The 26,469-nt window shown below is 70.3% G+C and carries 30 protein-coding genes; 18 read left to right on the top strand and 12 right to left on the bottom strand.

What is annotated here, in order from left to right; genetic code table 11:
- Positions 1 to 40: 40 nt before the first annotated feature.
- Complete coding sequence (locus HLK59_RS18120) at positions 41 to 766, bottom strand: Clp protease N-terminal domain-containing protein (RefSeq protein ID WP_171142483.1); 726 nt, start codon at positions 764 to 766, stop codon at positions 41 to 43.
- A 112-nt stretch (positions 767 to 878) separates the two neighbouring features.
- Entirely contained in the window at positions 879 to 1,505 is a 627-nt protein-coding gene (locus HLK59_RS18115) for a LysE family translocator (RefSeq protein WP_171142482.1), read from the bottom strand.
- Between the two features lie 65 nt (positions 1,506 to 1,570).
- Here HLK59_RS18115 and HLK59_RS18110 point away from each other — a divergent pair, with 65 nt between their 5' ends.
- Positions 1,571 to 2,752, top strand: a complete 1,182-nt coding sequence (locus tag HLK59_RS18110; protein ID WP_171142481.1) for a DUF2786 domain-containing protein — start codon at positions 1,571 to 1,573, stop codon at positions 2,750 to 2,752.
- Between the two features lie 4 nt (positions 2,753 to 2,756).
- Here the strand turns inward: HLK59_RS18110 and HLK59_RS18105 are convergent, their stop codons facing one another.
- The 4 genes from HLK59_RS18105 to rpmB form a co-directional block, all read right to left on the bottom strand.
- Positions 2,757 to 3,284, bottom strand: coding sequence for a DUF4232 domain-containing protein (locus tag HLK59_RS18105; RefSeq protein ID WP_171142480.1), 528 nt, complete (start codon positions 3,282 to 3,284; stop codon positions 2,757 to 2,759).
- An 80-nt stretch (positions 3,285 to 3,364) separates the two neighbouring features.
- Positions 3,365 to 3,898 (bottom strand): hypothetical protein, encoded by a 534-nt coding sequence (locus HLK59_RS18100; protein WP_346779756.1) that lies wholly within the window; start codon positions 3,896 to 3,898, stop codon positions 3,365 to 3,367.
- 44 nt (positions 3,899 to 3,942) lie between these two features.
- Positions 3,943 to 4,248 (bottom strand): 30S ribosomal protein S14, encoded by a 306-nt coding sequence (rpsN, locus tag HLK59_RS18095; protein ID WP_171142479.1) that lies wholly within the window; start codon positions 4,246 to 4,248, stop codon positions 3,943 to 3,945.
- Positions 4,248 to 4,484, bottom strand: a complete 237-nt coding sequence (gene rpmB, locus HLK59_RS18090) for a 50S ribosomal protein L28 (protein WP_171142478.1) — start codon at positions 4,482 to 4,484, stop codon at positions 4,248 to 4,250. Before rpmB ends, rpsN begins: the two co-directional genes overlap by 1 nt.
- A 62-nt stretch (positions 4,485 to 4,546) precedes the next feature.
- Here rpmB and rpmG point away from each other — a divergent pair, with 62 nt between their 5' ends.
- From rpmG to HLK59_RS18065, 5 genes are all read left to right on the top strand, one after another.
- Complete coding sequence (rpmG, locus tag HLK59_RS18085) at positions 4,547 to 4,711, top strand: 50S ribosomal protein L33 (RefSeq protein ID WP_171142477.1); 165 nt, start codon at positions 4,547 to 4,549, stop codon at positions 4,709 to 4,711.
- Positions 4,712 to 4,719: 8 nt separating this feature from the next.
- A complete protein-coding gene (locus HLK59_RS18080) occupies positions 4,720 to 4,968 on the top strand; it encodes a type B 50S ribosomal protein L31 (protein ID WP_171142476.1) in 249 nt (82 codons plus the stop codon).
- A gap of 4 nt (positions 4,969 to 4,972) precedes the next feature.
- Complete coding sequence (locus HLK59_RS18075; protein ID WP_171142475.1) at positions 4,973 to 6,169, top strand: GTP-binding protein; 1,197 nt, start codon at positions 4,973 to 4,975, stop codon at positions 6,167 to 6,169.
- 5 nt (positions 6,170 to 6,174) lie between these two features.
- Positions 6,175 to 6,408: a 30S ribosomal protein S18 gene (rpsR, locus tag HLK59_RS18070; protein ID WP_171142474.1), complete on the top strand. Its 234-nt coding sequence runs from the start codon at positions 6,175 to 6,177 to the stop codon at positions 6,406 to 6,408.
- Between the two features lie 352 nt (positions 6,409 to 6,760).
- Positions 6,761 to 6,979, top strand: a complete 219-nt coding sequence (locus HLK59_RS18065) for a DUF397 domain-containing protein (RefSeq protein ID WP_206327272.1) — start codon at positions 6,761 to 6,763, stop codon at positions 6,977 to 6,979.
- Positions 6,980 to 7,085: 106 nt separating this feature from the next.
- Here HLK59_RS18065 and HLK59_RS18060 read toward each other — a convergent pair whose 3' ends face one another.
- Positions 7,086 to 7,562, bottom strand: coding sequence for an ATP-binding protein (locus tag HLK59_RS18060; protein WP_240982482.1), 477 nt, complete (start codon positions 7,560 to 7,562; stop codon positions 7,086 to 7,088).
- A gap of 354 nt (positions 7,563 to 7,916) precedes the next feature.
- Between HLK59_RS18060 and HLK59_RS18055 the strand changes: the two genes are divergently transcribed.
- The 7 genes from HLK59_RS18055 (at position 7,917) to HLK59_RS18025 (ending at position 14,952) form a co-directional block, all read left to right on the top strand.
- A complete protein-coding gene (locus HLK59_RS18055; RefSeq protein ID WP_171142485.1) occupies positions 7,917 to 8,741 on the top strand; it encodes a helix-turn-helix transcriptional regulator in 825 nt (274 codons plus the stop codon).
- A gap of 152 nt (positions 8,742 to 8,893) precedes the next feature.
- Complete coding sequence (locus tag HLK59_RS18050; protein WP_171142471.1) at positions 8,894 to 10,354, top strand: aldehyde dehydrogenase family protein; 1,461 nt, start codon at positions 8,894 to 8,896, stop codon at positions 10,352 to 10,354.
- A 187-nt stretch (positions 10,355 to 10,541) separates the two neighbouring features.
- Positions 10,542 to 11,078, top strand: a complete 537-nt coding sequence (locus HLK59_RS18045) for a DinB family protein (RefSeq protein ID WP_171142470.1) — start codon at positions 10,542 to 10,544, stop codon at positions 11,076 to 11,078.
- 18 nt (positions 11,079 to 11,096) lie between these two features.
- Positions 11,097 to 11,738: a PadR family transcriptional regulator gene (locus HLK59_RS18040; protein ID WP_171142469.1), complete on the top strand. Its 642-nt coding sequence runs from the start codon at positions 11,097 to 11,099 to the stop codon at positions 11,736 to 11,738.
- A gap of 73 nt (positions 11,739 to 11,811) precedes the next feature.
- Complete coding sequence (locus tag HLK59_RS18035) at positions 11,812 to 12,780, top strand: ATP-binding cassette domain-containing protein (protein WP_171142468.1); 969 nt, start codon at positions 11,812 to 11,814, stop codon at positions 12,778 to 12,780.
- Positions 12,781 to 12,857: 77 nt separating this feature from the next.
- Complete coding sequence (locus HLK59_RS18030) at positions 12,858 to 13,586, top strand: ABC transporter permease (RefSeq protein ID WP_171142484.1); 729 nt, start codon at positions 12,858 to 12,860, stop codon at positions 13,584 to 13,586.
- Positions 13,587 to 13,791: 205 nt separating this feature from the next.
- Positions 13,792 to 14,952: an exo-alpha-sialidase gene (locus tag HLK59_RS18025; RefSeq protein WP_171142467.1), complete on the top strand. Its 1,161-nt coding sequence runs from the start codon at positions 13,792 to 13,794 to the stop codon at positions 14,950 to 14,952.
- Positions 14,953 to 14,993: 41 nt separating this feature from the next.
- Here the strand turns inward: HLK59_RS18025 and HLK59_RS18020 are convergent, their stop codons facing one another.
- Complete coding sequence (locus tag HLK59_RS18020; protein WP_171142466.1) at positions 14,994 to 16,394, bottom strand: glutamate decarboxylase; 1,401 nt, start codon at positions 16,392 to 16,394, stop codon at positions 14,994 to 14,996.
- A 24-nt stretch (positions 16,395 to 16,418) separates the two neighbouring features.
- Positions 16,419 to 17,693, bottom strand: a complete 1,275-nt coding sequence (locus HLK59_RS18015; RefSeq protein ID WP_171142465.1) for an ion channel protein — start codon at positions 17,691 to 17,693, stop codon at positions 16,419 to 16,421.
- 133 nt (positions 17,694 to 17,826) lie between these two features.
- Between HLK59_RS18015 and HLK59_RS18010 the strand changes: the two genes are divergently transcribed.
- On the top strand, positions 17,827 to 18,588 hold the full coding sequence (locus HLK59_RS18010) for a MerR family transcriptional regulator (RefSeq protein ID WP_171142464.1): 762 nt from the start codon (positions 17,827 to 17,829) through the stop codon (positions 18,586 to 18,588).
- Positions 18,589 to 18,613: 25 nt separating this feature from the next.
- Here the strand turns inward: HLK59_RS18010 and HLK59_RS18005 are convergent, their stop codons facing one another.
- Positions 18,614 to 18,979 carry a YbjQ family protein gene (locus HLK59_RS18005; protein ID WP_171142463.1) on the bottom strand — a complete coding sequence of 122 codons (366 nt, stop codon included), beginning with the start codon at positions 18,977 to 18,979 and terminating at the stop codon, positions 18,614 to 18,616.
- 133 nt (positions 18,980 to 19,112) lie between these two features.
- Here HLK59_RS18005 and HLK59_RS18000 point away from each other — a divergent pair, with 133 nt between their 5' ends.
- Positions 19,113 to 20,045, top strand: a complete 933-nt coding sequence (locus HLK59_RS18000; RefSeq protein WP_171142462.1) for a VTT domain-containing protein — start codon at positions 19,113 to 19,115, stop codon at positions 20,043 to 20,045.
- A gap of 12 nt (positions 20,046 to 20,057) precedes the next feature.
- Here the strand turns inward: HLK59_RS18000 and HLK59_RS17995 are convergent, their stop codons facing one another.
- On the bottom strand, positions 20,058 to 21,725 hold the full coding sequence (locus tag HLK59_RS17995; RefSeq protein ID WP_171142461.1) for a threonine/serine exporter family protein: 1,668 nt from the start codon (positions 21,723 to 21,725) through the stop codon (positions 20,058 to 20,060).
- Positions 21,726 to 21,825: 100 nt separating this feature from the next.
- Positions 21,826 to 22,317 carry an inorganic diphosphatase gene (locus HLK59_RS17990; RefSeq protein ID WP_171142460.1) on the bottom strand — a complete coding sequence of 164 codons (492 nt, stop codon included), beginning with the start codon at positions 22,315 to 22,317 and terminating at the stop codon, positions 21,826 to 21,828.
- Between the two features lie 79 nt (positions 22,318 to 22,396).
- On the opposite strand from HLK59_RS17990, the gene dacB reads away from it, so the two are divergent.
- The 3 genes from dacB to tilS all read left to right on the top strand — a co-directional run bounded on the left by dacB (position 22,397) and on the right by tilS (position 26,452).
- Entirely contained in the window at positions 22,397 to 23,977 is a 1,581-nt protein-coding gene (gene dacB, locus HLK59_RS17985; protein WP_171142459.1) for a D-alanyl-D-alanine carboxypeptidase/D-alanyl-D-alanine-endopeptidase, read from the top strand.
- Between the two features lie 131 nt (positions 23,978 to 24,108).
- Positions 24,109 to 25,233 carry a zinc-dependent metalloprotease gene (locus tag HLK59_RS17980; protein ID WP_171142458.1) on the top strand — a complete coding sequence of 375 codons (1,125 nt, stop codon included), beginning with the start codon at positions 24,109 to 24,111 and terminating at the stop codon, positions 25,231 to 25,233.
- A gap of 193 nt (positions 25,234 to 25,426) precedes the next feature.
- Positions 25,427 to 26,452 (top strand): tRNA lysidine(34) synthetase TilS, encoded by a 1,026-nt coding sequence (gene tilS / locus HLK59_RS17975; protein WP_171142457.1) that lies wholly within the window; start codon positions 25,427 to 25,429, stop codon positions 26,450 to 26,452.
- Positions 26,453 to 26,469 lie beyond the last annotated feature (17 nt).

The raw sequence follows: 26,469 nt of genomic DNA, 5'->3' as shown, positions 1-26,469 counted from the left end.
CCCCCGTCCACGCCCACGTCCACGGGATACGTCCAGGGGATCAGCCCTGCTTGCCCTGGATCTCCGCCAACGCCGCCGTCACGTTCTCCTCCGCCGCCTCCTTCGTGATGCCCAGTCCCGACAGCACGCCCTCGCCGTTCTCGAACTCCAGCACGGCCAGCAGGATGTGTTCGGTGCCGACGTAGTTGTGGCCCAGGCGGAGGGCCTCGCGGAAGGTGAGTTCCAGGATCTTCTTGGCGTCCGAGCCGTAGGGGACGAGCTCCGGGGCGTCCTCGGCGGCCGGCGGCAGTGCGGCGGTGGCGGCCTGGCGTACGGAGTCGAGGAGGACGCCCTGTGCGGTGATCGCCTTGGCGGCCAGGGCGTCCGGTTCGGCCAGCAGGCCGAGGACCAGGTGTTCGGGGCGGCCCTCGGCGTTGCGGGCGGCGACGGCCTCGTTGTGCGCGGCCATCACCGTGTTGCGGGCACGCGGCGTGAAGCGGCTGAAGTCCTGGTTGGCACCTGGGTCCGCGCTCTCCTTCGGCACGAACCGCTTCTGCGCGGCCTGCCGTGTGACGCCCATGCTCCTGCCGATGTCGGTCCAGGAGGCGCCCGAGCGCCGGGCCTGGTCCACGAAGTGGCCGATCAGATGGTCGGCCACGTCACCGAGGTGGTCAGCCGCGATCACCGCGTCCTCAAGTTGGTCGAGCGGCTGGTCGTGCACCTTCTTGATGGCCGCGATGAGGTCGTCGAGGCGTACGGAGGACGTGATGTTGGGGTTCGTCGTCATACTGTCAACGTTAGGTTGACACCCACAAGGTGTCAACCGAGAGTTGACAGTGAAATGCCTCCACGCGTGCGTGGCTCCACGCCCACGCCCACCCCCACGCACGCGCGTGCCCCTACTTCGGCGACACGGCCACCAACCGCACGGCCAGCCCCGTGAACACCGTCCCGCTGAAGATGTTGAGCCCCCGCGCCACCCGCCGACTGCGCCGCAGCAGCGCGGAGAGCTTGCCGGAGAGCAGTCCGATCGAACCGTCGACCGCGAAGCCCATGACCGTGATCGTGAGCCCGAGCACCAGGAACTGCTCCCACACGTGCCCCTTCTCGGGCGCCACGAACTGGGGCAGGAACGCCACGTTGAAGAGGATCACCTTGGGGTTGAGGAGGTTGGTGACGGCGCCCTGCCAGAAGGCCCGCCGCATGCCCGGCCCGGTCACGATCCCCTCGCCGACCGGCGAACGGTCCCGGAACGCCTTCACCGCGAGGTACAGCAGATAGGCCGCGCCCGCCCAGCGCAGCACGTGATACAGCGTCGGCAGCGCCAGGAACAGCGCCGACAGTCCGAGCGCCGCGGCCACCGTGTGCACGAACATCGCACAGGCCACCCCGAACGCCGCCATCACCCCGGCCGCGGGGCCACCCCGTCCGCCCATCGCCACGATGAACATCATGTCGGGGCCGGGAGTCACACAGAGCGCGAAAGCGGCCACGAGGAAGGCCGCGTAGAGAGACATGTCCACCATGCGGCCATGCTCGAAGCCCGCACGGGCGGCGGCACCCGATTTTCGGAGAGTGAGACGATCGCCCCGTGACCAGCAGCACCCCCGGCGGCAGGACCCGCAGAGGCAGCACCCACGGCGGCAGCACGCCCGGCAACAGCACGCCCGGAGGCAGTTCCCCCGGCACCGTCGACCGCGCCTTCGAAGCGGCCCTCTACACGGACGCCGACTCCGCCCTCGACACCGCGGCCTCCCTCCTCGCCGCCGACAGGACGGCCGACGCCGAACTGGAGCGCCGGGGAAGGGAGTTCGTGGCGGCGGCCTGGCGGCGCGGCTGGCAGCCCGCCGACGTCGTACGGATCGTGCGACGGGAGCTGGACGACGTCCACGTACGCCTGGCATCGGCGCTGATCCACGCGCAGGCGCCCGACGACCGTGCGCGCGGTCCCCGCTGGCGGGCCCAGCTCGAAGAGCTGACGGCCGACGCCCCGCCACAGGACCGTTTCTCCCGGGCCACCGCGGTGCTGGAGCTGTACCGGCTGCTGCTGCGCCTGCCCGCCCTGGAGCCCCTCGACGAGCCGGCCGGCCGCACGGCGCACCCCGAGTCCCGCATGCTCACCCGCATCCGCGCGCTGCTCGCGAAGGCCGAGGGGACGGACTACCCGGAGGAGGCGGAGGCGCTCAGTGCCAAGGCGCAGGAGCTGATGGCCCGGCACAGCGTCGACGAGGCGCTCCTGGACGCGCGGGCGCCCACGCACGACACCCCCGGCGCCTGCCGGATCGGGGTCGAACCGCCGTACGAGCAGGCCAAGGCGGTGCTGCTGGACGCGGTGGCGACGGCGAACCACTGCCGGGCGGTGTGGAACGAACCGCTCGCCTTCTCCACGGTCGTCGGCTTCGAACCCGATCTGGAGGTGGTGGAACTGCTCTACACCTCCCTGCTCGTCCAGGCCACGACGGCGATGGCCGGGGCGGAGGCGGCCCAGCGGGCGGGCGGCCGGAAGCGGACCAAGACCTTCCGGCAGTCCTTCCTCGCGGCCTACGCCCACCGCGTGGGAGTCCGCCTGCGGGCCGCGGCCGAGACCCAGGTGAGCGACGACCTGCTCCCGGTCCTCGCCACCCGCGAGGTCGCGGTCACCGGCCGCCTCGACCGGATGTTCCCCGAGACGACCACGACCCGGCTGCGCGGCGTCAGCGACGAGGCGGGCTGGGTCGAGGGCTCGGAGGCGGCGGACCGGGCGCAGGTGAGGTCCCGACGGCGACTCGGCTAGTCGCCTAGTCGCCGGACGTCTGGAACCCGCTCACCGAGGCGTCCGGTGTTTTCCCGTCGCTCCGCACGGCGACATCGCCGTACGACCACGTGAAGTCGTGTGTGTCGGAGGACCCGGGCAGGCTGAACCTGCCCTCCGTCACGGCGAGGCTGTCGCCGCCGGCCTCGCCCATGACGTAGGTGAGCGTGAAGGAGGTCTCGGCGCCCTTGGCGAGCGTCGTCCTCGTGGCCTTGGCGGACGGGTCCGGCTCGACGGCGACCGTGCCGAGGGTGACGGAGGGCAGGCCGTCGAGGGTGCACTTGGCGCCGCTGCCGTTGGTGATCGTGACGGGCACGTTGCCGGTGTCGCCGGCGGCGGGCGCGGCGTTGGCGGGCCCGACCCGCACCGTCATCGCGCCGATCGCGCAGGCGGTGTCGCCCTTGGCGCTGCTCGTGGCGGCCTTGTCCTTGGTGTCTCCGCTGTCGTCGGAGGAGCAGGCGGTCAGCGTCAGGGCCGCGGTGAGGACGGCGGCGGCGAGGGGGAGGGCGCGCATGAGGTGTCCTTGGGTGCTCAGGTGCTGGGTGTACGCGTGCGTGGATCATCACGCACGAAGCGGGGGATCCGTGACGAGGATCAGCCCAGGCTCGCCGTCGGCAGTCCGGACGGCAGCTGGCCGCCCTCCGCCTTCTGGTACGTCTCCGTGCCCAGACCGCCCTCCCACGTCACCTTGAGGCCGCTCTTGCTGACGGAGTCGACCATTCCGGCCTGTCGGTCCTTGCTGCCGTCCGTGCACTTGAGGCGGATCATCCGCATGCCGTCCTCCTCGCCCGCGGTCCCGCTGCAGATGGTCCCGCCGGTTGCGAAGAGCCCGGCCTCCGTGCCGTTGACCATCAGCACGACGGCCTTGCCCTTGGTGGTGGCGAGCCAGCTGCCCGCGAGCTCGTCCGACGCGGAGGCGGAAGCCGACGAGGAGGCCGATCCGCCGGTCCCGCCTCCCGTGTCCGCGGTCGCCGTCGACGATGTACCGGTGCTCGGCGACGAGGAGTCGTCGGAGTCGCCGTCCCCGCTGCACGCGGTCAGCGCGAGCACGCCCGCCAGGGACACGGCCGCCGCCGCGACCCGCATCCGCCGGTGGGACGTGGTGCGCGAGAAGATCGCCGAAGTCACTGGAGGCTCCTAGCTGTAGCGGTCGACGCAACGACCGCAGCAAGCTACCAGGAGGACTTACGAACCCCCGGAAGGTACCCGGCGTGCGCCTGCTCCCGGAGGCCGACGCGGGAGAGGCCGAAGGCGCGGAAGTAGCCGCGCGGCCGCCCGTCCACCTGGTCCCGGTTGCGCACGCGCGTGGCGCTGGCGTCCCGTGGCTGCCGGTCCAACTCCTGCCGGGCGGCGATCCGTTCGGCATCCGTCGAGGACGGGCGCCGGATGATCTCCTTCAGCTCGGCGCGGCGCCCGGCGTACCGGGCGACGATCTCCTGCCGCTTCCCGTTCTTCGCGATCTTGCTCTTCTTGGCCATCAGACCTTCACTCCCCGGGCGCGGATGCGGGCGACGGCCGCCTCGACGCCGATGACGTCGACGGTCTTGATCCCCTTCGTGCTCAACCGCAGCCGGACGTGCCGGCCCTCGCTGGGCAGCCAGTAGCGCTTGGACTGGATGTTGGGGTCGAAGCGGCGCGAAGTGCGCCGGTGGGAGTGGGAGATGCGGTTGCCGAAGCCGGGACGGGCGCCGGTCAGCATGCAGTGGGCGGACACGGGTGACGCACCTCTCTCGAAGCAGTTGTGTAAATGGAATTCATTTTCAGTAAGATACCAGCATGGCACGCAACGAACTCCGCCCGGTCATCAAGCTCCGCTCCACGGCGGGGACCGGCTTCACCTACGTCACCCGCAAGAACCGCCGCAACGACCCGGACCGTATGACGCTCCGCAAGTTCGACCCGGTCGTCCGTCGGCACGTCGACTTCCGAGAGGAGCGCTGACCACCGCCATGCGCAACGGAATCCACCCGTCCTACGGCCCGGTCGTCTTCCGCGACCGCGCGGCGGACTACGCCTTCCTGACCCGCTCGACGATGACGAGCGAGAAGACGATCGACTGGGAGGACGGCCACACCTACCCGGTCGTCGACGTCGAGATCTCGAACGTCAGCCATCCCTTCTACACCGGCACCGCGCGCGTGCTGGACACCGCCGGACGCGTGGAGCGCTTCGAGCGCCGGTACGGAAAGAAGGGCTGACCCCGTGACATCGTCCTCGGGGCTCTCCGTCGTGATCGTCGGCGGGCTGCACGCCGACGCCCGCAAGGCGGCCGTCGAGCGGCTGCTCGCCGACGTGCCGGGCAGCGTCGTCCTCCACCACGACCTGGCGACGGCCGCGGCGGGCACGGTCGTACGGACCATCCGCGACGTCTCCGGGATCCTCGCCGCGGGGGAGGCGCCCCTGGTCAACGACTGCGCGTGCTGTGCGCTGCGCGAAGACCTGGTGCCCGAGCTGCTCCGACTGGCCGACGACGGTTTCACGCGGCTCGCGGTCGTCGAGCTGTGGGACTCGGTGGAGCCCAAGGCCATGGCCGAGGTCGTCACGGCCGGCGGGCTCACCGTCACCGGCGTCGTCACCGCCGTCGACCCGGCGCTGGTCCTGCCGTACCTGGGCAACGGCGACGACCTCGCCGAGCGCGGCCTCGCCGCGGCCGCCACCGACCAGCGCACGGTCGCCGACACCTTCGCCCGCCAGCTGGAGTACGCCCCCGTCCTCGCCGTGGCCGACTCGGAGGCGGCCGACGACGAGGACCGCGAGCTGCTCGCGCAACTGCATCCGACGGCCCGCCAGGTCCCGATCGGCCACGCCGACCCGGCGGACGTGCGGCCCGGCGCACAGCCCGATGCGCGGGCATCCGCACACTCGCCCCTCGCGGCGGCCGCCCTCGCCGGCTTCGACGTGGAGGCCGCGGCCGCCGCCCAGCATCCCGCCTGCGCCCTCCTCCCCGCCGAGGCGGACGCCCACGGTGTCTCCACGCTGGTCTGGCACCGGTGCCGTCCCTTCCACCCGGAGCGGCTGTACGAGGCGCTGGAGGACATCACCTGTGCGGCCGCCCGCAGCCGTGGCCGGTTCTGGCTGGCCGACAAACCGGATGTGCTGCTGCACTGGGACGCGGCCGGCGGGGCGCTGTGCGTGGAGAGCGCGGGCCCCTGGCTCGCCTCCCTGCCGGACGCGGCCTGGGAGTTGGTGCCGCCGGTGCGCCGCGCCGCCGCCGCGATGGACTGGCACCCCGAGCACGGGGACTGCTGTCAGCACCTGGTGTTCACGTCGCCCGCCCTGGACCGCGACGGCCTCGAACGGCTGCTGGAGCACTGCCTGCTCACCGACACCGAGTACGCCGCGGGCCGCGACGCCTGGAAGCGGCTGCCGCCCGCCTTCGACACCCTCCTGGAGGTCTGACCCGCATGCCCCGCAAGCCCGAGCGCAAGCCCGCCAAGAACCGTCCCAACCCGCTGGACCAGGCGAAGATCACCTATATCGACTACAAGGACACCGATCTGCTGCGGAAGTTCATCTCCGACCGCGGCAAGATCCGCAGCCGCCGGGTCACCCGCGTCACGGCCCAGCAGCAGCGCCGGCTGGCCCGCGCCATCAAGAACGCCCGGGAGATGGCACTGTTGCCGTACGGCAACCGCTGATCGCCCGCCCCCTCCCGAGGCCCCGGCGTGGACACGGTTCACGCCGGGGCCGAACTTTGCCTCCGCACGATTAGGTGAAGCTTGGAACACAACAGGCGCGGTACGCGTCTATACCTCATACACGCGGGGGTTAAGCCGAGGGGCCAGGGTGCGGGGGAACGTATCCGGCGCCCCGTACGTCACATCTGTAACCACAGGACCACCCCGCGTGCACGTGCATCTGCTCATGCATCTGCACGTGAACAGAGCTATGATCCGGACCAGTTGACCTCTGCATCAATGGCCCCAAGGCCACCGCACCACCGGGGAGCGACCTGTGGACCACGACGTGTACAACGACGTGTACAACGGCATGGCAGCCACGGAGCTGAACGGGGTGGCCTGGCAGAAGAGCCGGCACAGCAACTCGCAGGGTTCCTGCGTCGAGTTCGCACGCCTCCCCGACGGAGGCGTGGCCATGCGCAACTCCCGGTTCCCCGACGGTCCGGCGCTCGTCTACACGCGCGCCGAGATAGAGGCGATGCTGCTCGGGGTGAAGGACGGCGAGTTCGACCACCTGGTACTGGGCTGACCTGCGGGAACCGGCATCCCGGCACAGCGTGGACGACTCAGGGCGATCGACGTCTCACGCCCTGTGACGCGCGTAGAACCGTGGCCTCGAAAAACGCCGCGGCGCCTCACTCGGCGGACTGCAGACGGAACAGCGCCCAGACGACCTTGCCGTTGAGCGTGCCCGCGAGCGGATGCCATCCCCAGCCGTCCGCGAAGGAGTCGACGAGGAACAGACCCCGCCCGGACTCCGCCGAGAAGTCGTCCGAGTCGCGCGCGACCGGACTGTCGTGGCTGGGATCGCGCACCGCGCACACCAGTCGCTCGGTCCAGCGCATCAGATGCAGCCGCACGGGCGGAATCTGTTCGGGCGCGTGTCCGTTGCTCGTCGGCAGACCGTGCCGCAGGGCATTGGTGACCAGTTCGGAGACCACCAGGCAGACGTCGTCGAACCGGTCGCCTATGTCCCACTGGTCGAGCGTTCTGCGGGTGAACTGCCGTGCCTCGCGCACCGCTTCGTAGCGGGCGGGAAGGGCACAGGAGGCGGCGTTGGACACGGCCGCGGGATCCAGCGGCGGAAGGCCCTGCCGTAACGGCTCGAGCATGGTCGATCCATTCGTCCCCATGCGAGGCACTCCCGGAGGTTCGCGGTCGTTGCGATGCAGCGGTTGCGCGGGACCATGGTTTCGGATGAGGAGTGCAGATGCAAGGTGCAGATGCACGTGCACGTGACCGAATTGGATGCTCCCGTACCGCTTGTTGGGCATTTTTTCCGCCAACTTCCTTACCTCTCTTGCCTTCTCCTCCCCTCCTGCTGTGTGGAATCTTTGGCTTCTTTCCATCTCTGTAATCGGACGAGTACAGCTCGAAGTGTTTTAGTGGCAGACTTCGGCTCCTGAAGACGGCTGGGGAGGCTGGCGAACGTGAGCGCGGGAGAGCCCGGATCGGTGGTGCGGCGCATGCTGCTCGGCTCGCAACTCAGGCGACTGCGTGAGGCACGCGGAATCACCCGCGAGGCCGCGGGCTACTCCATCCGCGCCTCGGAGTCGAAGATCAGCCGGATGGAGTTGGGCCGGGTGAGCTTCAAGACGAGGGACGTCGAGGACCTGCTGACGTTGTACGGCATCACGGACGAGCAGGAGCGCGCCTCGCTGCTCTCCCTCGCCCGCGAGGCCAATGTCGCGGGCTGGTGGCACAGTTACTCCGACGTCCTGCCGAGCTGGTTCCCCACCTATGTCGGCCTGGAGGGCGCGGCCACCCTGATCCGGGTGTACGAGGTGCAGTTCGTGCACGGCCTGCTCCAGACCGAGGCCTACGCCCGCGCGGTGGTGCGGCGCGGTATGAAGGGTGCGAGCGAGGCCGACGTCGAGAAGCGGGTGGCGCTGCGTCTGGAACGCCAGAAGTACCTCGCCGAAGTGGGCGGCCCCGAGTTCCACATCGTCCTCGACGAGGCGGCCCTGCGCCGGCCGTACGGCGACCGCGAGGTGATGCGGGGTCAGCTCCAGCATCTCATCGAGGTCTCCGAGCAGCCCAACGTGCGGTTGCAGGTCATGCCGTTCGGCTTCGGCGGCCACTCCGGCGAGTCCGGCGCCTTCACGCTCCTCAGCTTCCCCGAGTCCGACCTCTCGGACGTGGTCTATCTGGAGCAGCTCACCAGCGCCCTGTACCTGGACAAGCGCGAGGACGTCGCCCAGTACGAGAAGGCGCTCAAGGAGCTCCAGCAGGACAGTCCGGGCCCGGACGAGAGCCGGGATCTGCTGCGCGGCCTCCTCCAACTCTCCTGAGTGCTCCCGGGATCTTCGCAAAGTCTCCTAGGGTTTTCCCCAGAACATCGCTCTGCGTCCCCAACTCGCTTGTCGCACAAGTACGATGACGCGTGATCAGACCGTGACGTCGATCGCGCGTCGCGTGCGTCTGCTAGCGATTTGGGGATCACATGTCGTCGTACTTCACTGATCTGGCCCAGCAGTACATCGACGGTGAGTGGCGCCCGGGCACCGGCTCGTGGGACATCATCGACTTCAACCCGTACGACGGTGAGAAGCTGGCGTCGATCACCATAGCCACGGTCGACGAGGTCGACGAGGCGTACCAGGCGGCCGCCCGCGCCCAGAAGGAGTGGGCCGACACCAACCCGTACGCCCGTCGCGGGGTCTTCGAGAAGGCGCTCGGCCTGATCAAGGAGCGCGAGCAGGAGATCACCGATGTGATCATCGCCGAGCTCGGCGGCACGCGCGTCAAGGCCGGCTTCGAGCTCCACCTCGCCAAGGAGTTCCTGCGCGAGGCGATCCATCTGTCGCTGCGCCCCGAGGGCCGCATCATCCCGTCGCCGATCGACGGCAAGGAGAACCGCGTCTACCGGGTGCCGGTGGGCGTGGTGGGTGTGATCAGCCCCTTCAACTTCCCGTTCCTGCTGTCGATCAAGTCGGTGGCCCCGGCGCTGGCGCTCGGCAACGGCGTCGTGCTGAAGCCGCACCAGAACACCCCGATCACCGGCGGCACCTTGGTCGCGAAGATCTTCGAGGACGCGGGCCTGCCCAAGGGTCTCCTCAACGTGGTCGTCACCGACATCGCGGAGATCGGCGACGCCTTCATCGAGCACCCCATTCCGAAGGTCATCTCCTTCACGGGCTCCGACAAGGTCGGCCGCCACGTCGCCACCGTCACCGCCTCGCACTTCAAGCGCTCGGTCCTCGAACTCGGCGGCAACAGCGCCATCGTGGTGCTCGACGACGCCGACATCGACTACGCCGTCGACGCCGCGGTCTTCAGCCGGTACGTCCATCAGGGCCAGGTCTGCATGGCCGCCAACCGCGTGCTCGTGGACCGCTCGATCGCCGACGAGTTCACCGAGAAGTTCGTCGCGAAGGTCAAGAGCCTCAAGGTGGGCGACCCGCGCGACCCGGAGACGGTGATCGGCCCGGTCATCAACTCCTCCCAGGCGGACGCCCTCGCGAGCACCGTCGAGCAGGCGATAGCCGAGGGCGCGACGGCCCTGGTGCGCGGCGAGACGACCGACAACCTGGTCTCGCCGTCGGTCCTCACGGACATCCCGGCCGGCTCCGCCCTCCTCCACCAGGAGGTCTTCGGCCCGGTCGCCTTCCTCATCCCGGTCGACGGCGAGGAGGACGCGGTCCGTGTCGTCAACGACACCCCGTACGGCCTCAGCGGCGCCGTCCACACCGCGAACATCGAGCGCGGCGTCAACTTCGCCAAGCGCGTCGACACCGGCATGTTCCACGTCAACGACGGCACCGTCCACGACGAGCCGATCGTCCCCTTCGGCGGCGAGAAGAGCTCCGGCGTCGGCCGCCTCAACGGCGAGACGATGCTGGACGCCTTCACCACGCTGAAGTGGATCTCGGTCCAGCACGGCCGCAGCGGCTTCCCGTTCTGAGCGACGCGCACGAACCGTACGGAGCCGGCGACCGGGCCCTGAGGGGCCAGGTCGCCGGCTCCGGCGTTCTCCCGGCGGATCCCTCAGCGAGCCTTGTCCTTGAGGACAGAAGCTGACCGCAAGCCCCCGTAACTTCGTCTGTGTCAGGAGGCCTCCGGGCCCCGATCCCCGACGAAAGGCACCGGTCATGGTCACTCACGTGCGAGCCGAGGCGTACGGCGACGAGCGCGGCGCACTGCTCTCCTTCCTCGCCGAGCAGCGCGGCGGCATCCGCCGGTCCGTGCTCGGGCTGACCGACGAACAGGCGTCCGGCAGGCCCAGCGCGAGCGAACTGTCCCTGGCGGGCCTGCTCAAGCACGTCGCCGAGGTCGAGCAGGGCTGGGTCGCACGGGCCAAGGGCGAGGCGCCGGCGGTGAAGCGGGACGAGTCGAACTGGCACGAGTGTTTCGCTCTGGTCGACGGCGAGAGCGTGGAGCAGCAACTGGCGTACTGGGAGAAGGTCGCCGCCGAGACGGAGGCGTTCGTCCGCTCGGTGCCCAGCCTCGACGACACCTTCGCGCTCCCGGACGAACCCTGGTTCCCGCCGGACGAGTCGGTCTCCATGCGCTGGCTGGTTCTGCACCTGATCCGCGAGACGGCCCGGCACGCGGGGCACGCCGACATCATCCGCGAGTCCCTCGACGGGAAGACGGCTTTCGAGCTGGTGGGACTGGCGCAGAGCTGAGGTCATAACCTGGACCGCATGTCAACGATCCGTCTCCTCGTGCTGGCCGCGGTGCGCCAGCACGGGCGGACCCACGGCTACCAGGTGCGCAACGACCTGGAGTACTGGGGCGCGCACGAGTGGTCCAACGCCAAGCCCGGCTCGATCTACCACGCCCTGAAGCAGATGGCCAAGCAGGGACTGCTGCACGCGCACGAGATCGCGCCGTCCACCGCGGGCGGACCACCGCGCACGGAGTACGAGATCACCGAGGCCGGCACCGAGGAGTACCTCGGTCTGGTGCGCGAGGCGCTGACCTCGTACGACCAGAAGATGGACATGAAGTCGGCGGCCATCGGCTGCATGGTCGACCTGCCGCGCGCCGAGGCGGTGGCCCTGCTCAAGGAGCGCACCCGCAGGATCGAGGAGTGGCGCTCGGCCGTCACCGAGCACTACATCCCCGAGGAGGGGCCGGGGCAGCTCGGTCATATCGGCGAGATCATGAATCTCTGGGTGCACACGGCCGACGCGGAGGCCGAGTGGACCCAGGGGCTGATCTCCCGGATCGAGGACGGCGCCTACACCTTCGCGGGGGAGGGCGAGCCGTTCGTCGGTGTCCTCGCCGAGGACCAGGTGAACCCGTACGCGACGGGGGAGCGGCATCCGGAGGACGCCCGCTAATCAAGTTTGACCAATTGGCTTCGGGGTATTAGCTTCGAGCTGGTAGTCAAGTTTGACTAGCGAAGGAGTCCCAGTGGCCGACGCGGCGATCACCGTCGAAGGGGCACGCAAGAAGTACGGCAGCACCACCACCGCAAAGAACGCACTGGACGGCCTCGACCTGGAGGTCGGGCGAGGCACGGTGCACGGAGTGCTCGGGCCCAACGGCGCGGGCAAGACGACCCTGGTCCGCATCCTGTCCACCCTGCTCCGGCCGGACGCGGGCCGTATCGAGGTGGCAGGCCACGACGTCGTACGGCAGGCGCACGAGGTGCGCTTCCGCATCGGCCTGCTCGGCCAGCACGCGGCGCTCGACGAGGAACTCGGCGGCCGGCAGAACCTGGAGATGTTCGGCCGCCTCTACCACCTGGGCGCCCGCCGGGCACGCGCGCGTGCCGACGAGCTCCTGGTCCGCTTCGACCTGACCGGCACCGGCCGCAAACCGGTCCGCGCCTACAGCGGAGGCATGCGCCGCCGCCTGGATCTCGCGGCCTCCCTGATCACCGAGCCGGAGGTGCTCTTCCTGGACGAACCCACCACCGGCCTCGACCCGCGCGGCCGCGCCGAGGTGTGGTCCGCGGTCCGCACCCTCGTCGGCGGCGGTACGACGGTCCTGCTGACCACGCAGTACCTCGACGAGGCCGACCAGCTCGCCGACCGCATCTCGGTCGTCGACGCCGGCCGGGTGATCGCCGACGGCACACCGGACGAGCTGAAGGCCCTGACGGGCGGCGACCGCATCGACGTAGTACTGCGCGACGAGGGCCAACTGGGCGCGGCGGTCGCCCTGTTGCCGCTGCCAGAGGCGGGCGTCTCGGTCGACACCGACCGCCGGCTGCTCAGCGCCCCGGTCACCGACCGGATGGCGGCGCTCTCCGGGGTCGTACGGGCGCTGGAGGAGGCCGGGATCGAGGCGGAGGACGTGGCGCTGCGGCGGCCGACGCTGGACGAGGTGTTCCTGCACCTCACGGATGGGGACCGACGGGTCGAGGAGGCCGCGTGAGTACGAGTGTGGGTGCGGGTGCGGGTGCGGGTGCGGTGGCGTCGGGGCGTTCGTACGCGCTGACCGACTCCTGGACCATGACCCGGCGTGAACTCGCCCACTGGGCGCGGCAGCCGGTGCAGGTCGTGGTCGGGCTGGTCTTCCCGGTCATGCTCCTGCTGATGTTCGCCTATCTGGTCGGCGGCGGCCGGGGCGTGAGCGGTGACTACGTCGACTACCTGGTCCCCGGCATGCTCGCGCTCACCATGGCCTTCGGCCTGGAGGGCACGATGCTCTCCGTCACCCAGGACCTCAACAAGGGCGTCATCGACCGGTTCCGCGCGATGCCCATGACCAACGGGGCGGTGCTGGTGGGGCGTTCGGTGGCCGACATGCTCCAGTCGGCGCTGGGCCTGGCGGTGATGATCGGTGTCGCCTGCGCGCTCGGCTGGCGGGCGCACGGCGGAGTGTCCGGCTTCCTCGGCGCCGTCGGCCTCCTGCTGCTGTTCCGCTTCGCGATGCTCTGGATCGGCATCCACCTGGCGATGGTCGCGGGCAAACCGGAGCTGGTGCAGGCCGTGCAGATACTGGTCTGGCCGGTGGGCTTCCTGTCCAACGCCTTCGCCACGCCCGAGTCGATGCCGGGCTGGCTGGGGACGGTCGTGGAGTGGAACCCGATGTCCCAGACGGCCACGGCGGTACGGGACCTGTTCGGCGGGCCGGGCGGGGAGCCGGGGCATGTGTGGGCGGCGGTGGTGTGGCCGGTGGCGCTGGTGGCGGTGTTCTTTCCGCTGGCGGTACGGCGGTTCGGGGCGCTGAGCAAGTAAGCAGTCCGGGCTGTCGGCCCACATGCTGCCCGTCCGTACGGGCTGTCGGCCCGCACGCTGCCCGTCCGTCCGGGCCCGGTGACCGGGCCCGGACGGGCCGCCCGGAAAGCCGTCGTGAGGAAGTCGCGAGGAAGTGGGAACCCCGGCGCGGCGAGCGGTGTACCAGAGATGTCGGTGCATCGCGGACCGGGATCGGGGGGACGGCATGGAGTGGGTCAGGGGAAGGGCGGCGGTCGTGGTGGCCGTCGTGCTGGGCTTGCTGACGGTGATGACGGCGTGTACCCGGACGGACTCGGGCGGGCGGGCCGCCATCTCTCAGACAGCGGTGCCCGCCCGCGTCCCGTCGGGGACCGGACTGCCCGGGAGCGCGGTCGATGTCGGGTTCGCCGCGGACGGCAGCGGGTTCGCGCTGCTCGCGGAGTGCGGGAAGACCCGGTGCGTGCAGAGAGTCGCCGTGCTGGAGAAGGGCGCCCGGGCCTGGAGGCTGGGGACCTCGCCGCTTCCGGATGTGACGGGCGACCTCGGCATCACCGCCGGACTCGTCGTCCTCGGACCCGGCCGCGCGCTCATCACCGAAGGCAAGTGGCCACCGCCGGAGCGCACGTGGTTCACCGGCGACGCGGGGAACAGCTGGCGAGAGGCGACCAACGAGCCGACGGGCACCACGACGGCGGTCCCCGAGGGCGGGATCCTGGTCGAGAACTGCTCACGGCCCGACGAGGAGGGCAACGGCTGTGCCCGGTCCCGGCTGGCGGCGGTGCTGCCGGACACGGGGGAGTACCGGGTGCTGGCCGACCAGCCCCCGCTGAAGGGGGACGTGACCCTGGCGGGTCGGATCGGTGCCCGGCTCTACACCTCCGGCCTGGACCCGCTCTCCGGCAACCCCACGCTCGCCGTGAGCGAGGACCGGGGAAAGAGCTGGCGTACGTCCGTGATGCCCGCCGCGCCGAAGGGCTGGAGCATGAGCGTGGTGACCGACGGCTCCGTGCTCTACGCCGCCCACCACGGCCAGCTCCTCGACGAGGACGACGTGAAGAACGGCCTGCTCGCGATCGACCGCAGCACCGACGGCGGCCACACCTGGGAGCAGGTCTGGAAGCATCGCGAGGGAGTCGAACCCCGCTCGATCCTCGGCGCCCCGATCGCCGCCGCCGACGGCAGCCTCACGGTCCACGGCGAGGACGGCGTCTGGCGCAGCACGGATGACGGCCGTTCCTTCACCCGCTCCGGCGGCCGGGGACCACAGGGCTGGGTGTCCACGACCCCGCTCGGCTATCTGTGGGGCGACAGTTTCGGCGCCGGGAGGTACCGCATATCCGCCGACGGGGTCCACTGGACGACCTTCGACCTGGGCGACGGCACCTGACGGACCCGGACCGGCCGCCCCGCCCGGTGGTGGCACCCGGCTCAGTGGTGGAACCCGGTCGCCGCCTCCTTGTCCCGGGTCAGCGGATGCGTCTGGCGGCGCAGCTCCGGCAGCAGCCGGCGCAGGTCCTCCACGAACAGCTCGGCGAGATCGGCCGAGAAGCCGTTGCGGCACACCACGCGCAGCACGGACAGGTCCTCCCGGTTCGGCGGGAAGGTGTACGCCGGGACCAGCCAGCCGCTCTCCCGCAGCCGCCGGGACACATCGAAGACGTCGTACGCCGTGACATCGGGGCCGGTCGTGAAGGCGAAGACCGGCAGCTGGTCGCCCCGGGTCAGCAGCCGGAAGTCGCCGAGCGCCTCGACACGTTCGGCGAGGCGCAGGGCCACGTCCCGGGTGGACTGCTGCACGGCCCGGTAGCCCTCGCGGCCCAGCCGCAGAAGGGTGTAGTACTGCGCGACGACCTGGGCGCCGGGCCGGGAGAAGTTGAGGGCGAAGGTCGGCATGTCGCCGCCCAGGTAGTTGACCCGGAAGACGAGTTCCTCGGGCAGGGCCTCCTTGTCGCGCCACAGTGCCCAGCCGACACCCGGGTAGACGAGCCCGTACTTGTGCCCCGAGGTGTTGATGGAGGCGACCCTAGGCAGCCGGAAGTCCCAGGCCAGTTCCGGGTCGAGGAAGGGAGCGACCATGGCGCCGGACGCGCCGTCGACATGGACGGGGATGTCGAGGCCGGTCCGTTCCTGGAGTCCGTCGAGCGCGGCGCAGAGCTCGGCGATCGGCTCGTAGGAACCGTCGAAGGTGGAGCCGAGGATGCCGACGACACCGATGGTGTTCTCGTCGCACAGCGCGGCGGCGGCCTGCGGATCGAGGTGGAAGCGGTCGCCCTCCATGGGAACGAGGCGGGGCTCCACCTCCCAGAAGTTGCAGAACTTGTCCCAGCAGACCTGGACGTTGATCCCCATGACGAGATTGGGGCGGGCCCCGGGCGTCGGATTCCGCTTGCTCCACCGCCGTTTGAACGCCATCCCGGCGAGCATGCACGCCTCGCTGGAGCCGGTCGTCGAGCAGCCCACGGCGGTCGACGGATCGGGGGCGTTCCACAGGTCGGCGAGCATCGCCACACAGCGCCGCTCCAGTTCGGCGGTGCGTGGGTACTCGTCCTTGTCGATCATGTTCTTGTCCCGGCACTCGCCCATCAGGATCCCGGCCTGCGGTTCCATCCAGGTGGTGACGAAGGTGGCGAGGTTGAGCCGGGAGTTGCCGTCCAGCATCAGTTCGTCGTGGACGAGCTGGTACGCGGTCGAGGGCGGCAGCGGAGTGTCCGGGAGCCGGTGTTTGGGCGGTGCCTCGGTCATACCGGCGACCGGGTTGGCCTCGCCGAAGAAGGGGTTGACGGACAGCGGGCGCTCGTCGGGCGTTTCGGGGCCTTGGTGGAGCGGCATCGATCGACTCCTCAGGGGTGGGGTTCAGCGGACCGGGGTTCCGTCTGCGCGCAGTTGCATCTGGGGGCGGCCGGTCACCAGCAGCCAGGCGGGCAGCGAGGCGATGCACAGCAGGGCGATGATCGCCGGAGAGGACACCAGCACGGCGGCGGTGAAGAGGCTCACCCAGCCCTGCCGGGTGATGGCGAGGAGCATGCCCAGCACCCCGGCGGCGACACCGACCGCGGGATGGACCCCGGGCACCAGGGCATGGGCGCACAGCCCGAAGGCGACGCCCACGAACACGGCCGGGAAGATCCGCCCGCCGCGGAAGCCGCAGGACGCGGCGACGAGCAGCGCGGCCAGCTTCACCACCGTCATCGTGGCGAACTCCCCGGCCGACCAGCCGTCGGGGTCGGCCGCGATCTCCCCGACCTCCTCCAGCCCCTTGAAAAGGGTGAGGTGACCGCCGAGCGCCCCCAGCAGCCCGAGCACGAGCCCGCCGGCCGGCAGCATGAGCATCGGATGGCGCAGCCGCGCGAAGGCGCCGTGGACGTAGGGGAAGGCACGGACGGCGCACATGCCGAACAGCGCGGCGGCGGACGCGATCACCAGCACCGCCAGCAGATCGCCCCAGCCGGGCCGCCCGAGCGCGGGCAGATGCAGATCGAAGGTCGGATGGGCCACCAGAGTGGTCGTGATGGCACCCGCGGCGGCGGCGACGAGCGGCGCGAAGACGTTGTCCCACAGCGCGCCCTTGAGCTGCCGTCCCGCCAGCGCCTCGGAGATGAGGAGCGCCGCCGCCACCGGGGTGCCGAACAGCGCGCCGATGGTCGCCGCCTCCGCCAGCGCCGCCCACAGCCCGCCCGGCAGCCGGGGGAGCAGCCGACGGCCCAGCCAGAAGGCGAGCCCGACGTTCACGGCGATGATCGGGTTCTCGGGACCGAGACTGGGACCGCCCGCGAGCATCAACGCGGTCGCCAGCAGCAGCCCGGGCAGCACGGCGGGCGCCAGGACGGGAGCGTTCAGGCCCATGGTCGCCGGGTCGGGACCGGCGTGCCCCGGCACCTTCCACACCACGAGGCCGACCACCACACCGGTGGCGGTGAGCATGACGATCGTCCACAGCACGGAGTACCGGCCGACCCCCAGGGCATCGGGCAGGTTCTGCCACAGCACGTCCTGGAGCGCCTCGGCCGCCTCGCTCACTCCGAGGAAGAGCAGACTCGCGCCCACGCCCACGACCAGAGCGGGGAGGATCAAGGGGAGGAGCGCGCGAGCCGGGGCTGCCGTTGCCTGTTGCGCGGTGTCCTGGGCCACGGGCTCACGATAAACGGACAAAACCGGCGCGACACCTGGAGGAACCGGCTCGGGATCCCGAGCGGATCGGACTTGCACCTCACGCGGCGTGAGGCAGCACCGTGGAGGGCGTACCGAGAAGGGAGCGGACGAAGTGAGCTATTCCGTGGGACAGGTCGCCGGTTTCGCCGGAGTGACGGTGCGCACGCTGCACCACTACGACGACATCGGACTGCTCGCCCCCGGCGAGCGCAGCCACGCGGGCCACCGGCGCTACAGCGACGCCGACCTCGACCGGTTGCAGCAGATCCTGTTCTACCGGGAGCTCGGCTTCCCGCTCGAGGAGGTCGCCGCCCTGCTCGACGATCCGGCCGCGGACCCGCGCGCCCACCTGCGCCGCCAGCACGAGTTGCTGACCGCCCGGATCGAGAAGCTGCGGAAGATGGCGGTGGCCGTGGAGCAGGCCATGGAGGCACGGAAGATGGGTATCAACCTCACGCCCGAGGAGCGGTTCGAGGTCTTCGGCGACAAGGATCCGGAGCAGTACGCCGAGGAGGCGGAAGAGCGCTGGGGCGGCACGGACGCGTACGCCGAGTCGCAGCGCCGTGCCGCGGGCTACACCAAGGACGACTGGAAACGCATGCAGGCCGAAGTGGCCGACTGGAGCGAGCGCTACAGCGGCCTGATGGCAGCCGGTGAGCCTCCGGCGTCCGAGGCGGCCATGGACATGGCCGAGGAACACCGGCGGCACATCTGCGGCTGGTTCTACGAGTGCCCCTACGACATGCACCGGTCCCTGGGCGGGATGTACGTGTCCGACGAGCGATTCAGGGCGTTCTACGACTCCATGCGCCCAGGGCTCGCCGAGCACCTCAGGGCCGCGATCGACGCGAACGCGGCCCGGCACACCCCGTGAGGTCCCGGCCCGGGAGGGAGAGGGTCTACTCCCGGGTCACGATCACGGCCGTCCCGTACGCGCACACCTCGGTGCCGACGTCCGCCGCCTCGGTCACGTCGAAGCGGAACATCAGCACCGCGTTCGCACCACGCGCGCGTGCCTGCTCGACGAGCCGCTCCATGGCCTGGTTGCGGGTCTCCACGAGCGTCTTGGTGAGCCCCTTGAGCTCACCGCCGATCATCGACTTCAGCCCCGCCCCGATCTGGCTCCCCAGGTGCCGGGAGCGGACCGTCAGCCCGAACACCTCACCAAGAACCTCCTGTACCCGGAAGCCGGGTATGTCGTTCGTGGTCACGACCAGAACGTCGGGCCGGGGTCCCTGACCGCCGCCGTACTCTTCGATACCCATGCCCCACAGCTTTGTCCCAGCGGGCGCACAGTGCATCCTGGGAGACCGCATGGAACCTGGGTCATGACGGCTGCGTTGATACTTTTGGACAGCCAGCCCCAGCCCGTCTCCCAGCACCAGGAGCCACAGACCCGTGACCACGCTCGCGCTCGCCCCCGAGTGGCTCAGTCCGAACTATCTGATCGAGACGTTCAGCCTGCCCGGCATCCTGCTGATCGTCTTCGCCGAGTCGGGTCTGTTCGCGTTCCTGCCCGGTGACTCGCTGCTGTTCACGGCGGGTCTGTTCGTGGCCCAGGGCGAGTACATCAGCCAGCCGCTGTGGCTGGTCTGCTTCCTGATCGTGCTGGCGGCCGTCCTCGGTGACCAGGTCGGCTACATGATCGGAAAGTTCTTCGGGCCCAAGCTCTTCAACCGTCCGGGCTCCAAGCTCTTCAAGCAGGAGAACCTGGACAAGGCCCACGAGTTCATGGAGAAGTACGGCCCCAAGGCGATCGTCCTGGCCCGCTTCGTGCCGATCGTGCGTACCTTCGCCCCCATCGTGGCGGGCGCCGGCCGTATGAAGTACCGCACGTTCCTCACGTACAACGTCATCGGTGGTATCGCCTGGGGCTCCGGCGTCACCCTCGCGGGTTACTGGCTCGGCCAGATCGACGTCATCCACAAGAACGTCGAGGCGATCCTCGTCCTCATCGTCTTCGTCTCGGTCGTCCCGATCATCATCGAGTACCTCCGCGAGCGCTCCAAGAAGAGGAAGGCGGCAGCCGAGGCCCCGGCCCCCCAGCCCCAGGCCTACCAGCCCCCGTCCATGGACGACGCGACGACCCAGCTCCGCCGCATCCCGTCCGACGACGAGCAGCACCAGCAGTACGGCAACCAGCACGACCAGGGCTACGGCCAGCAGGGCCATCAGGGTCAGCAGCAGTACGGCTACGACCAGTACTACGCCCCGCAGCCCCAGCAACAGCCGCAGCAGCCGTACGCCCAGCAGTACCCCCAGGGATACGGCGACCAGCAGCAGTACGGCGGTCAGCAGAACCAGCAGTACCCGCCCAACCAGGGTTACTGAGACACCGGCTTCCTAGAAGCCGCGCGTCCGCTTCGCTGCCCGGCGTCCCGCCGCCGAAGCCCCGCCCGGAACCCTCAGGAACAACCGCGAGATCTCCGAACCCAGGTTCACCCCGATCGCGATGGCCATGGCCAGGGACGCGGCCGTGGCCAAGGACACCAGCCCCTTGTCCACGTCGTTCTGGGCGATGGCCAGCAGTCCGAAGTACGTGGCGGAACCGGGCAGCAGAGGCCCGATCGCAGCGGTCGTGTAGGGCAGCGCGGAAGCGAACCGGTACCGCGACATCATCTGTCCGAACAGCCCCACCAGCCCCGCCGCCACCGCCGTGGAGGCGACCGGTGAGATCTCGCCGACGTAGTGCATCGCGCCGTACACCGACCACGCGACCCCGCCGTTCAGGGTCACCGCCAGCACGGTCGACCGCTCCTGCTGGAGCAGTACGGCGAAAGTCAGTGACAGCATCATCGACGCCCCGATCTGCCACAGCGGCCGCTCGGGGATGGTCACCGCCACCTCGGGATTCAGCTCCGCACCCACCTGCACGCCGAAGTACAGGACCAGCAGCACACCCACCACGATGCCTACGAAGAAGTACATGACCTCCAGGAGCCGCGCCGACGCGGTGATGTAGAAGCCGGTCAGCCCGTCCTGCACACCCGCCACCAGCGCCCGCCCCGGCAGCAGCGCGAACAGCCCACCGGTGATGACCGCGGAGGCCTTCACATCGATGTCGGCCAGCGTCAGCGCGATCCCTATGGCGGCCGGAGGCATCGCGGCCACCGTGAACTGGTAGAACTCCGGCAGCCCGCGCCCCGCGCACAGCCATGCCAGCCGGTCGCCGAGCATCGCGCCCAGCGCGGCCGCGACGAACACGATCAGGTCACCGCCGACGAGCACGGAGGCCGCGCCGGCGAGCAGCCCGCCCGCCGAGGTCAGCACCCAGCCCGGGTACGGGTGCCGGTTGCGGCGGATCTCGGCGAGCCGCCGGTAGGCCTCCTCCAGGGAGATCGCCGACTCGGGGTCGCTGAGGTCGTCCACCAGATGGAAGACGGCCGCGAGCCGTGTGTAGTCGGTGCCGCGCCGTCGTACCGTCCGGGACGCGGTGACCGGATCGTCGACCAGCGACGGCTGGTACGAGATCGACAGCAGGGTGAAGGTGACGTTCGGCTCGCAGCGGTCCAGGCCGTAGGAGCGGCAGACGGCGAACATCGCCGCCTCCACGTCCTCCGCGCCCTCACCGCCCGCGAGCAGCAGCTCGCCGATACGCAGCGTCAGGTCGAGCACGCGCGGGACGGCCGGTCCCTCGTCCTCGACCTTCGGTGCCGACTCCGGGGCGGGCCGCTCGGTCACCGGCATCCGCAGCATCGTGCGCATCCGGTCCTGCCAGGGCGCGTCCTTGGTCAGACTGACCACCGGCACGCCGGTCGCCGGGGTGAACGTGGGCGCCTGCTTGGCGCTGTAGGTGCGCGGCGTGTTGAACGCCGACCCCTCCGACTCGGCCGAGGGCACCTGCGCGACGTCCAGCCCGTCGGGGACGGCGAACTCGCTCGTCGTCTCCGGCTCGGTGCCGCCTCTGGACACGGCGAGCCCCTCGGGGATCGCGAACTCGGACGTGATCTCGGGGTCGTAGCCACTCCGCGCCTCGTCCGACGGCGGCTTGCGGTCCTCCGCTTCCGTCACTCACAGCTCCTGTGTACGCACCTCCGGTTCGCACCAGTATGCGCACAGACACACAGCGGGCCGCACGCGTGTGCGTGCGGCCCGCTGGACATCAGGGGGCTCAGTGGCCGCCGGACTCCTTGAAGCGCTTGTACGACCGCTCGATCTCGATCTCGGCGTCGACGCGACCGACCCAGTTGGCGCCCTCTACGGACTTGCCGGGCTCCAGGTCCTTGTAGACCTCGAAGAAGTGCTGGATCTCCAGGCGGTCGAACTCGGAGACGTGGTGGATGTCACGCAGGTGCTCCTGGCGCGGGTCCGTCGCCGGCACGCACAGCAGCTTGTCGTCGCCGCCGGCCTCGTCCGTCATACGGAACATGCCGATCGCGCGGCACTTGATGAGGCAGCCCGGGAAGGTCGGCTCGTCAAGAATGACCAGCGCGTCCAGCGGGTCGCCGTCCTCGCCGAGGGTGTTCTCGACGAATCCGTAGTCGGTCGGGTAGGCGGTCGAGGTGAAGAGTCGACGGTCCAGGCGGATCCGACCGGTCTCGTGGTCCACCTCGTACTTGTTCCGCGAACCCTTCGGAATCTCGATCGTGACGTCGAACTCCACCGGTGGCTCCTCCATGATCAGCACATAGTTCTGGTGGTTAAGTGTCCCTCACGCCGGTGTGTGATCGCGAAAGGGGCTGGTGGTCGTGCCTGAACTGAGGCCTTGGCGGGCCGCGAGACCGCATGTGGCGCGGGTCGCGAACGCCGTACGACCCCGTCTGGCACGGGCCGCGACCGCCGCGAAGCCACGGGTCGCACGACTCGCCCGAACCATGTCGGTGCAGGTCACGAGGCCGAGAACCTGGCAGTACACGGCCGGAGCCGCCACCGCGGGACTGGCACTGACCGCCGTCGTGGTGACGGCCGCCGGTCCCTGGGACTCCTCCGGCCAGCGTACGGCCGAGCGGGACCGGGCCGCCGCCCAGGAGCACACGGGTGGCACAGATCACGGTCGCGATTCCGGTACGACGCAAGCGGCGCCCAAGCCCGCCCCCAGCGCCGCCTCCGTCCTCACCGGCCTCGGCGGGGCGGGCAACACGGTCAAGTCGGCGCCGAACGGACCGGCCCTCGCGGACGTCCTGGGCCCGCTCCTCAAGGACGCCGCGCTCGGCAGCAGCCGTGCGGCCGAGGTCGTCGACGTCGCCACCGGCAAGCATCTCTACGGCACCGGTGCGGACACCGCCCTCACCCCCGCCTCCACGACGAAGATCGCCACCGCGGTGGCCGCCCTGTCCGCCATGGGCTCCGACCACCGCCTCACCACGCGCACGGCCCTGGAACCCGACACCGGCGAACTCGTCCTCGTCGGCGGCGGCGACCCCACGCTCACGGCCCGCAAGGACACCGAGGGCTCGGCGAGCCTGCGCGACCTGGCCACCGAGACCGCCGAGGCACTGAAGAAGGACGGTGTGCGCAAGGTCACCCTCTCCTACGACACGACCCTGTACGCCGGCTCCGGGATCCATCCGATCGGCGCCGACAACGACAACCTCGCCCCGGTCAGCGCCCTGACTGCCGACGAGGGCCGCACGGACGACAGCACCAGCGGCACGGCGATCCGAGTGGAGAACCCGGCACTGGACGCGGCCCGCAAGTTCGCCGGCTTCCTGGAGGACGCCGGGATCAAGACCACGTCCCCCGGCCCCTCCAAGGCGACGACCCGCGCGAAGACACTCGCCGAGGTCTCCTCCCCGCCCCTGTCCGCCCTGGTCGAGCGCATGCTGACCAACAGCGACAACGACATCGCGGAGGCCCTGGCCCGCCAGACGGCCGTGGCGACGAAGGTACGCGCCGACTTCGAGGGCGGTGGCGCGGCGATCCTGGCGCAGCTGAAGAAGCTCGAACTCCCGGTCTCCGGCGCCTCCTTCAAGGACGGCAGCGGTCTCAACCGAGAGGACAAACTGACGGCGGAACTGCTGACGGCCCTCCTGGTGAAGGCGGGCGATCCGGCCCACCCCGAACTCCGCCCCGTCCTCACCGGCCTTCCGATCGCAGGCTTCACCGGCACCCTGAGCGGCCGTTACACGGACGGCGCGGCAGGCGTCGTACGAGCCAAGACGGGCACGCTGACCGGCGTGAACACCCTGGCGGGAACCGTGGTCGACCAGGACGGCCGCCTGCTGGCGTTCGCCTTCCTCGCGTCGGACACGACGAGCAAGGACGCGGCCCAGTCGGCGCTGGACCGGACGGCCACCGCACTGGCGGCCTGCGGCTGCCGCTGACCGGGGGCGCCGCCACCGCCGTATCGCCCTCGCGTCGAGCACACCCGTCCCGGTCGGCCTCACACCGCACGCCAGCGGCAACCGACCTCTGTGGCCTGCCCCAAGCGGGAACGCTCACGTACGGTTGACGCATGACGAGCATCGGTGGTGCCGAGATGGTCGACTGGAATCTCGCGGTGGCGACCGCGACCCGGCTCGTGCGGCCGGGCCCGGAGGTGAGCCGCGACGAGGCCAGGGCCGTCGTCGCCGAGCTGCGCAAGCACGCCAAGTCCTCGGAGGAACACGTCCGCGGCTTCACCCGAATGGGTACCGCGGAGACCCACGACACCCCGGTCCTCGTCGTGGACCGCCCCGGTTGGGTCAGGGCGAACGTCGCCGGCTTCCGCGAACTCCTGAAGCCACTGCTCGACAAGATGCAGGAGCGGCGCGGCAGCACTCCGGGCGGCGCGGTCCTCGGCGCCGTCGGCGGCAAGGTGACCGGCGTCGAACTCGGGATGCTGCTGTCCTTCCTCTCCTCCCGTGTCCTCGGCCAGTACGAGACCTTCGCACCGGCCACCCGCGAACTCCCCGCCGGCGCCAACGGCGGCGGGCGCCTCCTGCTGGTCGCGCCGAACATCGTGCACGTGGAGCGCGAACTCGACGTACAGCCCCACGACTTCCGCCTGTGGGTGACCCTGCACGAGGAGACGCACCGCACGCAGTTCACCGCGGTGCCCTGGCTGCGGGACCACCTGGAGGGCGAAATCCAGTCGTTTTTGGGGGAGACCGAGGTCGACCCCATGACCGTTCTGGAACGCGTCCGGGAAGCCGCCCAGTCGCTGGCCGGCGGGCGCCCCGAGGGCGAGGAGGACGACGGCGGCCGGTCGCTCGTGGAGATCGTGCAGACGCCGGCCCAGCGGGAGATCCTCGGTCGTCTCACCGCCGTGATGTCCCTCCTGGAAGGCCACGCCGACTTCGTGATGGACGGAGTGGGTCCGGAGGTCGTGGGGACCGTCCAGGAGATCCGCGAGAAATTCCAGCAGCGTCGCGCCAAGGGCGCCTCCCGACTGGACATGGCCCTGCGCAAGCTGCTCGGTCTGGACGCCAAACTCAGGCAGTACCGCGACGGCGAACGCTTCGTACGGGCCGTCGTCAACGAGGTCGGCATGGACGGCTTCAACCGTGTGTGGACCTCGCCCAACACCCTCCCGACGAAGACGGAGATCGCCAAACCGGCGGACTGGATCGCGCGGGTGCACCGCAAGACCGAGTCGTGAGACCTGCGGAAGGGTGGTGAAAGAAAACCGGCCGACGGCAGGCGAACGCCCCTTCAATCACCCGTCCGAGGGACCGTGGGCCCTGGGTAGGCGTGCAATGCTCGGGGAACGGCCCGGTTCTGTCACCATCTACACACTCTGAGTGACCGAACCTCGGGCTCACCCCCCGAAAACTTCATGAAGGGAACCGGACATGGGTCCCCATCCTGCGGTCGCGGCGATACGCCTGGCGGTCCGCCGCGTCCTCCACGACATCCTCAACGACCATCACACCTCTGCCGAGAAGACCCCGCATGAGCGCCCGCCGTCGCCGCTCGTGCTCGTGGCGTGCTCCGGCGGCGCCGACTCCATGGCCCTCGCCTCCGCCCTCGCGTTCGAGGCCCCCAAACTCGGCATCCGCGCCGGCGGCATCACCGTCGACCACGGCCTCCAGCCCGGCTCCGATCTGCGCGCCGACGAAGTCGCCCTGCGCCTGCGCGAACTCGGCCTGGACCCCGTCGAGTCCATCGCCGTGACCGTCGGCCGCGAAGGCGGACCCGAAGCGGCCGCCCGCGACGCCCGCTACGCCGCCCTCGACGCCGCCTCCGCACGCCACGGAGCCTGTGGCGTCCTGCTCGGCCACACCCGCGACGACCAGGCCGAGACCGTCCTGCTCGGCCTCGCCCGCGGCTCCGGCATCCGCTCCCTGTCCGGAATGGCCGCGGTCTCGGGGGCCGACGGCCGTTACCGCCGCCCCTTCCTCCAGCTCGACCGGCAGACCGCCCGCAAGGCCTGCCTGGTCCAGTCGCTCCCCGTCTGGGACGACCCGCACAACGCGGACCCCGCCTACACCCGCTCCCGCCTGCGCCACGAAGGCCTGCCCGCTCTGGAGAAGGCCCTCGGCAAAGGCGTGGTCGAGGCACTCGCCCGTACGGCCCAGCTCTCCCGCGACGACGCCGACGCCCTCGACACCTGGGCGCGCCAGGCCGAGGCCTCCGTACGCGACGCCGCAGGCCTCCTGGAGTGCGCCAAGCTCTACGCCCTGCCGCCCGCCGTGCGCCGCCGCGTCCTGCGCCAGGCCGCCATCGAGGCCGGCGCCCCCGCGGGCTCGCTGTTCGCCCGCCACATCGAGGAAGTCGACCGGCTGATCACCGGCTGGCGCGGCCAGGGAGCCATCAATCTCCCGGGCAAGGTCGTCGCCCAGCGCCAGGGTGGCAGACTGGTGATTCGGCAAGGCTGAATCCTTACGCCCCTCTC

Source organism: Streptomyces sp. S3(2020) (assembly GCF_013044505.1).
Classification (GTDB): domain Bacteria; phylum Actinomycetota; class Actinomycetes; order Streptomycetales; family Streptomycetaceae; genus Streptomyces.
This window is presented reverse-complemented; position numbering and strand designations above follow the sequence as displayed.